The organism is Thermococcus paralvinellae, assembly GCF_000517445.1.
Classification (GTDB): Archaea; Methanobacteriota_B; Thermococci; order Thermococcales; family Thermococcaceae; genus Thermococcus_B; species Thermococcus_B paralvinellae.
The window spans coordinates 790838-804251 of record NZ_CP006965.1; the positions used below are offsets into that span (position 1 = coordinate 790838).

Annotated in this window: 17 protein-coding genes; 7 read left to right on the forward strand and 10 right to left on the reverse strand. The window is 40.2% G+C overall.

The window, feature by feature from the left end; genetic code table 11:
• Positions 1 to 25: 25 nt before the first annotated feature.
• Together TES1_RS04430 and TES1_RS10800 are read right to left on the reverse strand one after the other, a co-directional pair.
• Positions 26 to 751, reverse strand: coding sequence for an electron transporter (locus tag TES1_RS04430; RefSeq protein ID WP_042680595.1), 726 nt, complete (start codon positions 749 to 751; stop codon positions 26 to 28).
• The gene (locus TES1_RS10800) at positions 741 to 1358 is read right to left on the reverse strand and encodes a glutaredoxin (protein ID WP_227738513.1); all 618 of its coding nucleotides are present in this window, start codon (positions 1356 to 1358) and stop codon (positions 741 to 743) included. Before TES1_RS10800 ends, TES1_RS04430 begins: the two co-directional genes overlap by 11 nt.
• 134 nt (positions 1359 to 1492) lie before the next feature.
• Between TES1_RS10800 and TES1_RS04440 the strand changes: the two genes are divergently transcribed.
• A complete protein-coding gene (locus TES1_RS04440; RefSeq protein ID WP_042680597.1) occupies positions 1493 to 2017 on the forward strand; it encodes a CBS domain-containing protein in 525 nt (174 codons plus the stop codon).
• A complete protein-coding gene (locus tag TES1_RS04445; protein ID WP_042680599.1) occupies positions 1981 to 3237 on the forward strand; it encodes a cation:proton antiporter in 1257 nt (418 codons plus the stop codon). The genes TES1_RS04440 and TES1_RS04445 overlap by 37 nt, the downstream gene beginning before the upstream one ends.
• Here TES1_RS04445 and TES1_RS04450 read toward each other — a convergent pair.
• From TES1_RS04450 to TES1_RS04470, 5 genes are all read right to left on the reverse strand, one after another.
• Positions 3224 to 3574 carry a thioredoxin family protein gene (locus tag TES1_RS04450; RefSeq protein ID WP_042680601.1) on the reverse strand — a complete coding sequence of 117 codons (351 nt, stop codon included), beginning with the start codon at positions 3572 to 3574 and terminating at the stop codon, positions 3224 to 3226. The genes TES1_RS04445 and TES1_RS04450 overlap by 14 nt on opposite strands.
• Before the next feature lie 58 nt (positions 3575 to 3632).
• A complete protein-coding gene (locus TES1_RS04455; protein ID WP_051408174.1) occupies positions 3633 to 4283 on the reverse strand; it encodes an iron-sulfur cluster assembly scaffold protein in 651 nt (216 codons plus the stop codon).
• Positions 4284 to 4505: a sulfurtransferase TusA family protein gene (locus tag TES1_RS04460; protein ID WP_042680603.1), complete on the reverse strand. Its 222-nt coding sequence runs from the start codon at positions 4503 to 4505 to the stop codon at positions 4284 to 4286. It abuts the gene before it with no gap.
• A complete protein-coding gene (locus TES1_RS04465; protein ID WP_042680605.1) occupies positions 4502 to 5650 on the reverse strand; it encodes a cysteine desulfurase family protein in 1149 nt (382 codons plus the stop codon). The genes TES1_RS04460 and TES1_RS04465 overlap by 4 nt, the downstream gene beginning before the upstream one ends.
• Before the next feature lie 64 nt (positions 5651 to 5714).
• Positions 5715 to 6104, reverse strand: coding sequence for a transcriptional regulator (locus TES1_RS04470; RefSeq protein ID WP_042682710.1), 390 nt, complete (start codon positions 6102 to 6104; stop codon positions 5715 to 5717).
• A 346-nt stretch (positions 6105 to 6450) separates the two neighbouring features.
• On the opposite strand from TES1_RS04470, the gene hcp reads away from it, so the two are divergent.
• The 5 genes from hcp to TES1_RS04495 all read left to right on the forward strand — a co-directional run bounded on the left by hcp (position 6451) and on the right by TES1_RS04495 (position 11645).
• Positions 6451 to 7779 carry a hydroxylamine reductase gene (gene hcp / locus TES1_RS04475; RefSeq protein WP_042680607.1) on the forward strand — a complete coding sequence of 443 codons (1329 nt, stop codon included), beginning with the start codon at positions 6451 to 6453 and terminating at the stop codon, positions 7777 to 7779.
• A gap of 136 nt (positions 7780 to 7915) precedes the next feature.
• Positions 7916 to 9253 carry a DUF438 domain-containing protein gene (locus TES1_RS04480; RefSeq protein ID WP_042680609.1) on the forward strand — a complete coding sequence of 446 codons (1338 nt, stop codon included), beginning with the start codon at positions 7916 to 7918 and terminating at the stop codon, positions 9251 to 9253.
• A 1-nt stretch (position 9254) separates the two neighbouring features.
• Positions 9255 to 9566 (forward strand): cupin domain-containing protein, encoded by a 312-nt coding sequence (locus TES1_RS04485; RefSeq protein ID WP_042680611.1) that lies wholly within the window; start codon positions 9255 to 9257, stop codon positions 9564 to 9566.
• Between the two features lie 3 nt (positions 9567 to 9569).
• Positions 9570 to 10667: a M24 family metallopeptidase gene (locus TES1_RS04490; RefSeq protein ID WP_042680614.1), complete on the forward strand. Its 1098-nt coding sequence runs from the start codon at positions 9570 to 9572 to the stop codon at positions 10665 to 10667.
• A 114-nt stretch (positions 10668 to 10781) separates the two neighbouring features.
• Positions 10782 to 11645, forward strand: a complete 864-nt coding sequence (locus TES1_RS04495) for an FTR1 family iron permease (protein WP_042680615.1) — start codon at positions 10782 to 10784, stop codon at positions 11643 to 11645.
• On the opposite strand, the gene TES1_RS04500 is transcribed toward TES1_RS04495, so the two are convergent.
• From TES1_RS04500 to TES1_RS04510, 3 genes are all read right to left on the reverse strand, one after another.
• Positions 11602 to 12168, reverse strand: coding sequence for a hypothetical protein (locus TES1_RS04500; RefSeq protein ID WP_042680617.1), 567 nt, complete (start codon positions 12166 to 12168; stop codon positions 11602 to 11604). The genes TES1_RS04495 and TES1_RS04500 overlap by 44 nt on opposite strands.
• A 25-nt stretch (positions 12169 to 12193) precedes the next feature.
• A complete protein-coding gene (locus TES1_RS04505) occupies positions 12194 to 13009 on the reverse strand; it encodes a hypothetical protein (RefSeq protein WP_042680618.1) in 816 nt (271 codons plus the stop codon).
• Positions 13010 to 13074: 65 nt separating this feature from the next.
• Positions 13075 to 13407 (reverse strand): hypothetical protein, encoded by a 333-nt coding sequence (locus tag TES1_RS04510; RefSeq protein ID WP_042680620.1) that lies wholly within the window; start codon positions 13405 to 13407, stop codon positions 13075 to 13077.
• Positions 13408 to 13414: the final 7 nt, after the last annotated feature.

Here is a 13414-nt window from a genome sequence, read left to right on the forward strand (position 1 = left end):
ATTTAAGCTTTCCTAAAATTTAGAATCAATAAAAGAAGAGGACATAAATTCCAAGGATTATCAATGCAGAACCAGCAAGTATTGAAAGCTCTCTAGACCTTTGAACTATCTTCTGTGACAAACTTTTGCTTTCAGTTATGCTTCCAACAGTGAATAGGATAATCAATAATGGCAAAATAAAGATAATGTTGTATAATCCGAGCAGAATCCATGTTAGTGCTCTTCCGATTTTTGAAATAAGGATTGCATAAATCAAATAACTGCCAGCCGAACAAGGCAGCAAAGTGAACGATACCATAACTCCAAGAGCGAAAGCACCTAAAATACTTGCTTCCTGTCTAAAGATGCTCTTTCTAACTTTTTTCTTTCCAGCAACCCTGGATTTCTCAAGGTAACCTGTTATAACAGTATACCCTCCAAAAATTATCGAAACAATACCCGCAATCCATGTAGGAATGCTCTTTGTGAAAACCACAAGTCCAACTCCTAAGAGATAATACGAGATATATATCGCAATCACAAACGCCAAACCTATCGCATAAATTCTCCTCCTTGAAATGCTTTCCTTAAGTGAAAGGGCAATTAAAAACATCGTGTAGATTACAAATGTACATGGGTTTATAGAGTCAGATACTGCTAGTGAGATCAAAGGAAAGATCATAGACTGTAGATGTACTAATGAAAGTACTACAACAGTGAGCCCAAAAGATAGAGAGATAATTAAGAGCAGGGCTTTGATTTCATCCTTCACTGGGCTCACCATTCATGAAAATATTTTCAAGCTTTTTAATTGTTTCTGTTTGATTTGAGGGGAAGAGATATGTTTTATCTGCTATAAAAAGAACACCATTCTCCTTCAACGCAGTATTGACTAACCAAGGAACATTTTTAGCAGGATCGGGTATCTCCCCCTCAATGACTGCAACTAGATGATTGTCATAGAATATTCCTATTACTGGAACACCTGTAACTCCCAAAATATTGTACAATTCCGAGAAGAGTTGGGTATTATGCTCATTTCCTTGGAGCTCATAATATGTAAATTTATCTTTCCCAAAAATCTCCGGCAACAGCTGTTTCATTTTCCCACAGTGGGGACAGGTAGATACTCCAAACATATAGAAGTGAAGTTTTGTAATATCGATATTCTGCTCATGTGTTGATGTTGTTTCAGTTGAGGAAGGCCCTGAAGATTGAATAGTAGAAGTGGTTGTTAAAACTTGAGTTGTTGAAACAGTTGCTTGACTATTAGAAGTAGAAGCTATCTGTGTGGATGTTGATGAATTATTAGAGATACACATGCTCATAACTGTGCTTAAAACTAGTACAATCAGTATTCCATTCAAAATTCTTCTCATTTAATTCACCTTGTACAGTTATCCAACGATGACAATTTAAGTATTTTGGGTACTGCATATAGCAGCTCATGAATGCATCTCTCTTTACAAAAATCATTAAATAGTCAGAAATCTTAGAATAATCTGGTGATAAAATGAGTGAGATTGAAAGAGCCCTCCAAACATTCCACTCACTTAAAGTTAGGCAGATTATGCCCCCATTAGCCTCAATGCCAATTGTAACAGTAGATTCATCAATCATCGATGTACTAAAGCTACTCAAAACAAGACATCATGTATGGGTTGTAAACAACAGAGAAGAAATGAAACTTGAGGGTGTAATTAGGTATCTAAATGTGGTTGATGTACTCTTGCCACCTGATATCCATAAAGCTAGACTTGGGAATATAAGCAGCATCTTCAAATCAATTCTTGGAGGAGCAGACAGAGCAGAGCATGTAATGGAACGTAATGTTCTCACAATAAAAGACGATGCAACTGTTCTCGATGCTTTGACAAAAATGAAGCGATATAAGGTGCCCCTCCTGGCGATAGTTGGTGAAAATGAAAAACTCGTAGGGGAAATAAGCCTCAGGATACTTGTTAATGAGTTCATAAGACTGATGCGGATAGGTGGTGCCCAATGGAACCAGAGTGGATCCTCTTTACACTTGGAGTAGCACTAATTGTGGGAAAGATCGGCGACAACATAATGGAACGCTTTGAGCTTCCTGGCGTTCTGGGAGAAATTTTGATGGGTATGATCCTAGGAAACCTTATTTATTTTGGGATTATAAGTCCCGAATACCTAACTCTTCATTCAAATGAAACTTTTGAGTTTTTAGCCAAACTTGGAATAATTTTCCTTCTCTTCTTAGGAGGTCTCGACACAGATATAGAGATGATAAAAAGAACTGGAAAAGTAGCAACGGTTTCCACCCTTATGGGTGTGTTTACTCCATTAATAATGGGCTATTTTGGACTTAAACTTATGGGATATCCTTCAAGAGAAGCCTTTGCAGGTGGTGTTCTACTCACTGCAACAAGCATTGGAATTACAGTTAGGGTAATGATGGATCTAGGTGTTTTAAGGAGTGAAGTTGGCGCAGCTTCACTAAGTGCGAGTGTTATGGACGACTTTCTCGGCATAGCACTGATAATCTTTGCCGTTGGAACCGGAAGTATTTTGGGACTAATTGGAAAGATGGCGGCGTTTTTCATAATTACTGGAATCTTAGCATGGTATTCAATTGACAAATACGTACGCTTTTCTGAGCGACTCCACGTAGAGAAGGGAGTTCTAGCCATGGTTCTGGCGTTAATGTTTCTCTTTTCAGCCCTCGCAGAGAAGTGGTTTGCTGCCGCAATTGAAGGTGCATTCATGGCAGGTCTTGTTTTATCAAAGCTCCCAGAGGGGAGGAAAATAGCAGAGGACGTCAAAGCTATTGGATATGGCTTCCTAATCCCAATATTCTTCGTGTACACTGGAGCAATGCTTGATCTGAAAGTGTTTGCAAGCAGAGAGGCATTGGCTTTAGCAGTCGTTCTAACCACCATTGCAGTTATTGGAAAGGTTGTGGGGAGAGGAATCGGAGCAATGATAATGGGATGGGACTTCAAAAAGTCTCTCCAAATGGGGATAGGTTCAATTCCAAGAACCGAAGTTGCTCTCGTGGATTTGATGGTTGCAATTCATGGAGGTGCAATACCCCAAAGTGATGCACAAAAGTTCATAGCTGCAACGCTGATTTTCATCACGGTCTCCGTACTGATAACTCCCCCACTGCTGAAGTGGGTATTTAAGGAAGATGTTGAAAGGAAGAAGAAAGAGAAAGCAGAGAATAAGAAAGAGAAAGTTAAAGAAACTAAGAAGAAAATTGCAAAGATTAAACAGAGCTGAGTTTTTCTTTTACTCTCCTTTCAAATTCTACAAACGATGGAACTCCAATAAACTCAACTCTATTGTTTATTAGAATTGTTGGAGTTCCTAAGATGTTGTGCTCCATTGCTTTTTTCCTCCCTTCTGGAGTTGCAACGCTTAGCTCTTTCACAACTATTCCTTGATATTTTCTCGCTATCTCCTGTGCCATTTGAACTGCTATTGGACAGTAAGGACAAGTTGGTGATGTGATAACTTCAATAACAACTCTTGGCTTCTTTGGTTTGACCTCAACCATCCCCATCTTCTTCATAAGCTCAAGCATCTTTTTTCTTCTGATCATCTCAAGCTCATCCATGTTCTCACCAAGGAGAGCTTGGAGAAAGGGTTTTAAAAAGAAATTGTTGAAGAAAATTTCATGATTCCGTAAATTCAATCTCTAAATCAACGTCAAGGCCTTCAAAAGCTTCTTTTATTTGTTCTTCAAAAACTTCAGCCTCTGGGCTGTCCTTGGGAATATTAAGCATTATCTTAACTTTTTTGCCTTCAATCTTGCATCCCTTATATTTATCTCCCTTAAGAACACTCTCTCCAGTAAGTGGATCAATAACTGCCGCGAGAATCAATTTAACAAAGCTTTCGTCAATTTTTCTCCTCCCTTGGATAACATCCCATTTCGCCAAAGCCTGCTTAAGTCCTTCAGCCGCTAAAATTGCACAGTGATATTTGATCTGTGGCAATCCCCCAAGCTCTTCCACAATGTCCTTGAATTTAATTTTCTTAGCTTCTTCAACAGTCTTTCCTTTTATCATTTCCGTAAGCACTGATGCAGTTGCAATATTTGCAGCACAGCCATAACTCCTAAATTTAGCGTCAACTATTTTGTCATTCTCAATCTTCAAATAGAGCTTTATCATGTCTCCACATGCTGGACTTCCCGCTTTTGCTGTAACACTTGGATTCTCTATTTCCCCAACATTTTTTGGATGAAGAAAGTACTGTAAGACCTTTCTTGAATAGCCTATTCTTTTTTTCTCGTCCCATTTCCTAGCATCAAATCTTTCCATTTATCTCACCTTTTTCACGACGATTCTCCAAATACCATCTTTCTCATCAATTTCAAGGATTTCCTGCCCAGTTTCGTCTGCTGCTAGTGCTATTTCTCCCTTACTTAGCTCATGAGTGCCAACAATTTCAATTATCTCCCCAACTTTGGCTTTTCTCAAAGCCTTTCTGAATTCATTGAGAGGGATTGGACATTCTTTTCCTATGACATTGATCTTTATCATCTCTTACCACCGTAGATGCTGATTTCCCTTAGTTTTTCAACGACATCCTTTATAATCTCATACGCTTTTACTATCTCATCCTCAGTTGTCCACTTGCTCAAGCTCAGCCTCACTGAACCGTGGGCATCCTCAAATGAACCTCCAATAGCCCTAATTACATGACTCGGCAAAAGTTCTTGCGAATAACATGCAGAACCAGTTGAAAACACTAATCCCCTCAAATCACAGTGGAGTAAAATGCTTTCTCCTTCAACATGAGCAAATGAAACGTTTACATTATTGGGCAACCTTTTATCTCCTCTTGGACCGTTGAGCTTTGTATCAGAAATGCTTAAGAGCAAATCAATTAGCTTATCCCTGAGCTTTGCCATTCTCTTGGCATCATCATAGTTTATTAACTCTACAGCTTTTCCAAAGCCGGCTATTGCTGGAACATTTATCATCCCGGGTCTTATCCCTTTCTCCCTTACATCTCCATCGAGAAGAGGCTTGAGTTTAACCCCGTCTCTTATATAAAGTGCGGCAATTCCCTTGGGACCGTGGATTAAGTGGGCAGTAATGCTCATTAAATCAACATCCAGCTTTTTGACGTCGATTTTAACTTTACCAAAGGCATGATTTGCATCCAAATAAAGGAGAGCGCCTTTATCATGAACTATCTCAGAGATTGCTTTGATGTCTTGGATAGTTCCAATTTCAAAGTTCCCTAAGTGAGTAGCGAAAAGAATTGCATCATTCAAATTGTCTTGAAGGTCTTCAAGGTTGATAAAACCCTCTCTATCAACACTAACCTCATAAGTTTCGAATCCCCAATCTCTTAATCTTTTGACCGTGTTAAGAATTGCCTTTCTCTCAATTTTACTTGCCAGAACTTTTCCTTTCTCTTTAGTCCATGCTATACCTTTTATCGCCAAATTATCAGCTTCAGTTTCATCAGAGACGAAGATAATCTCGTCTGGAGACGCATTTATTTCCTTCGCTATCTTTTCTCTCGCTTCTTCTATGGCTTCTCTAGCGTCCTCGTCAAATATATGCCCAAATTCACCTCCCGGAGTTCCGTATTTCTCTTGCAGATATTCAAGCATTACCCTAATTACCTCTGGATCGGGCTTAGTCGTGTTTGCATTATCCAGATAAATTACCATTTTCCTCACCTGGGTATCACTAATCGGAGATCATTTTTAAGTATTGCTGGACATAACTGTATAACTAACCAAATAGATTTATACATATCTTGCATTCTGCTGGATTTAATTCAGGATCAATTTCTTCATGAAGAGAGCAGAGATAACCTTTTCCAAGCATTTTTAGTGCAATTTTAACAAGTTCCGCGTGTATTTGGTATTCAGTTGGTCTCTCTCTAATTATTTCTTCTGCAAGCTTTCTAAGATCTGTATCAATATCTGGAAATTTTGAAACTTCTATGAGTGCTCCCCTATTCATTCGCAAATACCTCGAAACAGCAGATTGAGTAATATGCAGAAGTTCAGCAACTTGAGTTTGAGTCAATTTATGCTCCTTGTAGAGAATTTCAACTAACCGCCTCCTTAATGAGGGGTAAACATACTTAGCCGCAACTTCAAAAGCATTTATTTTCATGATTCCTAATATGACGTGTGGCATATATAAGGATTTCGAATTTTAGATTTAGCGAATTTTTATATTCATTCTACAAAAATAATCTTTATATATTTCCAAAAATCAGCGTCTCTAGATTTTTATGACGCTTGTCATATAACTTCACATTATACATTACATAATTTTATGTTTTATCTGATTTATTGACTAATTTTATTACAAATTTGTGCCAAAATCAACATATTATGTCAAATTTTTACATCCAATTCTTTTCCTTTAGGTTAAACAACCAAAAAGTTTTTATGAATAAAAATTCATAAATTAGTTCGAATGATATGACAAGTGTCATAAAATTGGAGGTGGAAATATGTTGTGTAACCAATGTTCAATGAGCTTGGTTGGAGGATGTACTATCAAAGGAGTTTGTGGAAAAGACCCAGATTTGAATGCCCTCCAAGAAGCTCTACTCTACGGAATAAAAGGAACAGCGGCATATTATTACCATGCTCTAGAGGTTGGCTATGATAACAAGGAAATAGGTCACTTCTTAGCAGAGGCTTTGTACTCAACACTAACTAACGTCAACTTCGATAAGAATAGATTCTTGGAGTTAATTCTTGAAAATGGCAGGATACACTTGGAGGCTATGAAGCTCCTTGACAAGACCTATGTCGAGACCTTTGGAAGACCAGAGCCCACTTGGGTCTCTACGGGTACAGAAGAAGGTCATGGAGTTTTGGTAACAGGTCACAGCTATAAAGCCCTCTATGAACTCCTCAAGCAAACTGAAGGGACTGATATAAAGGTATACACCCACGCAGAGATGTTTCCAGCTCATGCATATCCAGAGTTCAAGAAGTTCGATCACTTGGTGGCAAATTGGGGAGGAAGTTGGCTTTATCAAAAGAAAGAGTTTACAGAATTCCCAGGCGTTATTTTAGGCACAAGCAACTGTGTTCAGCAACCAACAGAAGCCTACGCTGATAGGATTTTCACCGTCGGGATAGCTGGTCTTGAAGGAGTCCCACACATTAGAGATTATAACTTCGAGCCTTTGATAAAGAGGGCTTTGCAAACGCCAAGAATGGAGAAGAGAGAAGGAGAAAAGTTACTTACAGGCTTCCATCACACCAACATCTTGGCCATGAAAGACAAGCTTATTGAGCTCATACAAGAGGGTAAGATAAGGCACATCTTCGTGGTCGGAGGATGTGATACTCCTGATCCAAAGATGAGCTATTATGAAAAACTCACCGCCATGATTCCTGAAGATGCAATCATACTCAGCGCCGCTTGTGGAAAGTTCCGCTACAATGCAAGGAACTACGGTACAATTGAGGGCATTCCAAGGTTTCTCGACTTCGGACAGTGTAACAATGTTTACTCAATAATTGAGATTGCTGTAGCTTTAGCCAATGAGCTCGGAACTGATGTCAATTCATTACCAGTCTCAATAGTCCTCTCATGGATGGAGCAAAAAGCAATAGGAATACTGTACACACTGCTCTACCTTGGGGTTAAGGGAATTTACATCGGTCCAAGACCTCCAGAGTTCCTAACACCGAAAATCTTTGAAATCCTCAGGAAACAGTTTGATCTAAGGCTCACAGGTGATCCAGAGAAGGACCTTAGGGACATGCTCAATAAAGGAGTTAAAATAGAAGAAGGCCCAATATTGGCAGAAGAGCTAGATTGAGCTCGTTTTTTTCAATTTTTAATTTTTCAACAGTTATTTAGACGTTCACTTAAAAAGATTTTTTGATAGCATGGACAAAAATGTGTAGAAAGATTTAAAAGTGTTTAACTATGACATATGTCATGAAGGTGATAAGATGACTGAAATTTTGAAAAATCGTGAGTATAAAAAAGAGAAAATGAAAGAACTATTGAAGAAAATCCACGAGGGAAAAGATGTTGAAAAACTTAAGGAAGAGTTTAAAGAGCTCTTGAGAAGCATCTCACCGCTGGAAATACCACTTATTGAGCAAGAACTTGTTAAAGAGGGCATTTCTGCTAGAGAAATCGCAAAGATGTGTGACATCCACGTTGAACTTTTCAGAGAAGCAGTTTCTGGAGCTGAGAAGGAAGAGCTGAGTGATATTCCTCCGGGCCATCCTCTCCATACACTGTATGAAGAGAACAAAGAAATTATGAAAGATGCAGAAATGCTCAATCTTTACGCCTCAACTCTAGCCAACACAAAGGATGAAAGAATGAGAAAAGAAATTCTCGGAGTTCTTAAAGAGATTGCCAATCAGCTCAGAGCAGTTGGGTTTACTCACTACAATAGGGAGGAGATGCTACTCTTCCCATATCTCGAAAGGAGAGGCATTACAGCTGTTCCAACAGTCCTCTGGACAAAGCATGATGAAATAAGGGCAATGATCAAGCAGCTAATCGGAATATTAAACAGAGAAAACGAAATGGAGTGGGAAGAATTCGTAAGTAAAGTGAAAGAAAAAGCTTCAGAACTTTCGAGAGCTCTAGTTGACATGGTGTTCAGGGAGAACAACATACTTTACCCAACTCTAAAAGCTCTGCTCTCAGAAGGTGAATGGGTTGCTATTAGACAGCAGGAGGATGCGATAGGTTACTATAAAGTCAAACCAGGTAATGAATGGAAGCCAAAAGCAAAGCCGCTTCATCCCTATGAAATTGACACAACCTTAACCGCCGAACAGATCTTAAGCCTTCCAAAAGAAGTTCAGATGGCCTTGAGAGGGCAAAAGCTTGAAGGAGACAAAACAAAAGTAAAGAGAGAAGGTGACTTGGAGTTAGACACTGGCTATCTCTCACCAAAAGAAATAAACGCAATATTCAAACACCTGCCCGTTGATATAACCTTCATAGACAAAGATGACAGGGTAAGGTTTTTCTCAGGTGGAGATAGAATATTTACGAGGACTCCATCAGTAATTGGAAGACCTGTGCAACTCTGCCACCCACCGAAAAGCGTCCACATAGTTAATAAAATTCTCAGAGCTTTCAAGGAAGGTAGAAAAGACGTTGCAGAATTCTGGATTCAAATGGGAGGAAAATTCATACATATTCGCTATTTCGCGGTGAGAGACGAGAACGGTGAATACTTGGGAACTCTTGAAGTCGTCCAAGATGTTACCGAAATTAGAAAGCTCGAAGGAGAAAAGAGACTTTTAGATTGGAGGGATTGAAATGATTGTTGTAAGAGTTGAAGAAGCTGAGAAAGTTGAGAACCCTCATGGGGTAGATGTTAGAAAGCTGATTGATATGGGGAATGCCCAGATATTTCATATAACACTAAAGCCCGGAGAAGAACTTAAGAGGCACACAACACCAGTGGATGCATTTTTATACATAATAAAAGGAAAAGGGATAGCTGAAGTTGGAGAAGAGAAAGAAGAGGTAAAGAAAGCTACATTAGTTTACCTTCCTAAGGAAGTTCCTCATAAGGTCGCAAACACGGGCAGCTTAGAGATGGAGTTTTTGGTAATTAAGGTGAAATGAGAAATGAGAGAAAATGAAAAAATATTCAAAAAAAGACTGGAAAAATTCCAGAGGCTCCTAAAAGAGAACGAAATAGATGGGGCCGTTATAAGAACCCTCTCAACTTTTATTTATTTTACTGGGACTAAATGGCTCAGGCCTTCTCTCCTCATTCCAGCAGAAGGCGAGCCAATAGTTATTGTAGCTAAAGGAGAAAAGGAGCTTTTCATGGAGAGAAGCTGGATCAAAAATGTGGAAGAATTTCAAAAGACGGAAGATTTGATGGCAATGGTGACAGTATGGATTAGGAAAAACGGATACAACACCATTGGGATGGAGTTTTCCATTGAGAGGGATGCATACATTCTGTTTTATGAAATTTTTAAGCGGCTTAATCCCGGCGTGGAAATCGAAGATGTTAGACCCCTTACAATGCAGCTCAGGATGATAAAGGACAAGTGGGAGCTTGAAAACATAAGGAAGGCTGGAAAAATCGCGGTTAGAGGCATGGAAGTTGCAGTAGAAACTATAAAACCGGGCAAGAGTGAGCTTGAGATAGCTGCCGAAATTGTAAGAGAGCTGATGCTCAACGGGAGCGAAGACCCAAAAGTCTACGTCTCTGCAACGCCAAGGGCACATGCTGAGCCTTTTAGAGACATTAAAGTCGAGAGGGGTAAGTTTGTGACCGTAGTAATCGGTGCTGACTACAACAACTATTATGCAAACATGACGAGGAGCTTTTTTATTGGTGAACCAAATGGGAGATCCAAAAGTGCTATTGAAGCCATGGAAAGAGTCCATCAAATAGCTCTGGAGAAGACTCAGCCGGGAGTTACTTTCGCTCAAGTGGAAAGAGAAATAGCCACAGTTTACAGGGAGAAAGGACTTCAAGAGTACTACATAACAGGCTATGCTCATGGAGTCGGGCTCTTAATTGAGGAAGATCCGATAACGACAATAGTTGTTCCACATAGGGCAATGAAAGCCCAAAAGGGAATGGTTTTAGCAATGGTGCACGCACCTCTCATGATTCCTGAAGGTGCTGTGAAGAAGGAAGACACCATAATACTCGGCAGAGGACTTGAGAACGTCACACTCTTTGATGCCTCAATCTCCCCCTGATTTTATATTTTGATTAAGGTTCATGCATAATTTTGCCAATTTGTTAAAAATAAGAGTTATATCCTGTTCAAAAATCTGTTAGATTGACCTAATAAATGTTGGAGGTGCTAATCCATGAACATTGGAGCCTTCCTGATAACCTTTAGGGAATCACTTGAGGCCGCTATAATTGGGACAATTATCATAGCATACCTGAAGAGGACAAAAAGAGAACAGCAAATTAAAAGTGTGTGGACGGGACTTGGGCTCTCAGTATTGGCGAGCTTCGCCCTTGGGGTAGCAGTCCTTAAAATCTATGGCGGACTGGAGGAGAAAGAGCTCTTTGAGGGACTGGCATCATATTTAGCTGTCATTGTCTTGACGAGCATGATATACTGGATGGCGACTAAGGGCGCGAACATAAAGGAGGAGATAGAGAGCAAAGTGTCTCAGGCAATAAATCCCCTGGCTTTGACAGCTTTCACATTCATAGTGGTCTTTAGAGAAGGCCTAGAAACTGTACTCTTTTTAACACCGTTTGCAACTCAAGACTTAAGTGGTACTTTATTGGACTTGATTTTAGGGCTGGCTGGAGCTTTAGGCTTGGCCTATCTCATCTATGGTATTGGAATGAGGATTAACATGAGGACCTTCTTCTACTACAGCTCAATACTCCTGATATTCGTTGCCGCTGGACTTTTAGGCTATGGAACACACGAACTCATTGAATTTGCCGAAGAAGAGGGGATAAGCTTAGGTTGGTTTGCCCAAACAGCTTACGACTTAGGAATTCCTAAAGACAGCATCTGGTATCACAAAGGTGCTGTAGGCTCAATATTTGCGGTGCTCTTTGGATATTCAACAAAAATGGAGTGGGGGAGGTTAATTTTGCAGTCTGGTTATATGGTGTTTGCTCTCCACCTCGTGATGAGGGCTTATAAAAAAGAGCCCCAGCTCAGTCTGCAAGGGCAACGTGGAGTGCTAAGAGAAGGTACATGATCACCGTCCATGTGATGTGAAGCTTTCTCCATAGTCTAAACTTTTTAAGGAGCTCTTTGAGCAGAGGGTTGTCTACCTTCACCCTAAGTCTCTCTATTTTTGCATGGAGGTAGCGTCCATAAAACCCGCTGACGTTCTCTATAAGCAGAGATACTCCAAGGAGGAGTCCAGTAATTCCAAATGGTGTTGTGTAGTCCTGGCATGAGAGGAAGTGGGGCACTGTAAGTAATGAGCCAACAATAGCAAGTATCTGATGAACCCCGAGAGGCGTTATAGGTGCTCTAACCCTTAAGAAAGGCATCTCTGGACTTATTGCTATGCTAATTTTTCCTTTCCTGAAGTCCATGAATGGCGTCCTCTTCACTGTAGAGTAGAATAATACTCCAATAGTTATGAGCACAAAGCCGACCTCAGCCAGTCCAGCGAACTCTGCTCTATCCTCTTCATAATCATCATCCGCAAGAATTAAAGGAAGAATAAGAAGGAAGAGAAGCATTAGAACTGCTATTTTGCTACCCTTCATCTACACCACCAAAATAGTTGGAAGATTAAAAAGCTCCGCTTCCAATTCCGCAAATCTTTGCAAAGGGACACTTCTCGCAGTTCTCAGTGTATGGTTTAAGATAAGGCTCTCCCTTAATCTGCTTTGTAATCTCCTTCGCTTTTTCCATGTCCTCATCGTCGCCTTCCAAAACCAAAGTTACGCTTCCCTCTGCCCCTCCCGCTCCTCCGGCGGCTATTGGAATTGCATCAACGTTGGCCAAGATGTCATAGGCTTCAACCTCAGTTATTGGTATCGCGTGTGGAATTGGCACTAATGCAGCGTAAAGCCCTGTTCCCCAATCGAATGAGTGAATTCCCGTTATTTTCGCACTGTATTCGACAGGTGTTGGAACAAGTTTCTCTAAGCTTATTGGTGTAATCGTTAGGACACCTTTCGTTATAGTCCATCCAAAGGTTCTACCTATCGTTCCTCCATCTGGAGCTGCAGCAAAGACAGCTACGTTCCAGTTAACATCTATCGCATTTGCTCCCTTGATGAAAACATCATCTGGACCCATTTCTTTCAACGCCTCTATCGGCTCGCCTTCAAATGGTTTACCTTTATAAAGAACGAGATGTTTAGGCCATGTCTCTTTTGGAGTTACACAAGTTCTTCCCTTGCTTATAACTCCCACAGTCCACTTTTCTTTCTCAATTCTTTCCCCTAAAATTTCCTCCGCGATGTAAGCGGCTGTTGTGCCTGTTGCAATGTAAACGAAGCCGTGCTTTAATGCATATTGGACTTCATCCAATGCCACAACGGCTTTGGCAATTAAGCGCTTGCTCTCAGGTGGGGTGAGTGTGACTAAAGCTCTTTGCATGTGCATCACCACCTTAAAATTTGCATCGAAGTTATATTAAAGTTTGTGAAAGGCGAGTCCAAAAATCAAAAGACCATGGGAACATAGCCTTCGTTTATGAGTTTTGAAATGACTGGCCCTATATACTCCACCTTTGTATATGGCTTTAAGCTCTCTACAATGCCTTCATCTTCCGCTATTTTCCTGCAGGCATATGGAGTTTTGTTGAGTTCGTTGAGCTTCTCTATCCAGGGCATTAGCTTTTCATTTCCTTTTGCAATTTCCCGCTCTATTGGGCCAAATAGCACAACTTCAACTTCTTCAAGCCAGCTATACCTCACTGAGTTGACTGCGTACATAAATCCTGTTAGGGCTTTTTCTATTTCGGCTGTAGAGATTATTATCAAAACTTTAGTCATTTTTAAT

Excerpts from the sequence above, each read along its gene's own strand:
- TES1_RS04510 (WP_042680620.1), bottom strand. The coding sequence starts at position 13,407 with ATGACTAAAGTTTTGATAATAATCTCTACAGCCGAAATAGAAAAAGCC.
- TES1_RS04455 (WP_051408174.1), bottom strand. The coding sequence starts at position 4,283 with ATGGAAAGATTTGATGCTAGGAAATGGGACGAGAAAAAAAGAATAGGC.
- TES1_RS04460 (WP_042680603.1), bottom strand. The coding sequence starts at position 4,505 with ATGATAAAGATCAATGTCATAGGAAAAGAATGTCCAATCCCTCTCAAT.
- TES1_RS04465 (WP_042680605.1), bottom strand. The coding sequence starts at position 5,650 with ATGGTAATTTATCTGGATAATGCAAACACGACTAAGCCCGATCCAGAG.
- TES1_RS04480 (WP_042680609.1), top strand. The coding sequence starts at position 7,916 with ATGACTGAAATTTTGAAAAATCGTGAGTATAAAAAAGAGAAAATGAAA.
- TES1_RS04445 (WP_042680599.1), top strand. The coding sequence starts at position 1,981 with ATGGAACCAGAGTGGATCCTCTTTACACTTGGAGTAGCACTAATTGTG.
- TES1_RS04500 (WP_042680617.1), bottom strand. The coding sequence starts at position 12,168 with ATGAAGGGTAGCAAAATAGCAGTTCTAATGCTTCTCTTCCTTCTTATT.
- TES1_RS04485 (WP_042680611.1), top strand. The coding sequence starts at position 9,255 with ATGATTGTTGTAAGAGTTGAAGAAGCTGAGAAAGTTGAGAACCCTCAT.
- TES1_RS04450 (WP_042680601.1), bottom strand. The coding sequence starts at position 3,574 with ATGGATGAGCTTGAGATGATCAGAAGAAAAAAGATGCTTGAGCTTATG.
- TES1_RS04495 (WP_042680615.1), top strand. The coding sequence starts at position 10,782 with ATGAACATTGGAGCCTTCCTGATAACCTTTAGGGAATCACTTGAGGCC.
- TES1_RS04505 (WP_042680618.1), bottom strand. The coding sequence starts at position 13,009 with ATGCAAAGAGCTTTAGTCACACTCACCCCACCTGAGAGCAAGCGCTTA.
- TES1_RS04490 (WP_042680614.1), top strand. The coding sequence starts at position 9,570 with ATGAGAGAAAATGAAAAAATATTCAAAAAAAGACTGGAAAAATTCCAG.
- hcp (WP_042680607.1), top strand. The coding sequence starts at position 6,451 with ATGTTGTGTAACCAATGTTCAATGAGCTTGGTTGGAGGATGTACTATC.
- TES1_RS04440 (WP_042680597.1), top strand. The coding sequence starts at position 1,493 with ATGAGTGAGATTGAAAGAGCCCTCCAAACATTCCACTCACTTAAAGTT.
- TES1_RS10800 (WP_227738513.1), bottom strand. The coding sequence starts at position 1,358 with ATGAGAAGAATTTTGAATGGAATACTGATTGTACTAGTTTTAAGCACA.
- TES1_RS04470 (WP_042682710.1), bottom strand. The coding sequence starts at position 6,104 with ATGAAAATAAATGCTTTTGAAGTTGCGGCTAAGTATGTTTACCCCTCA.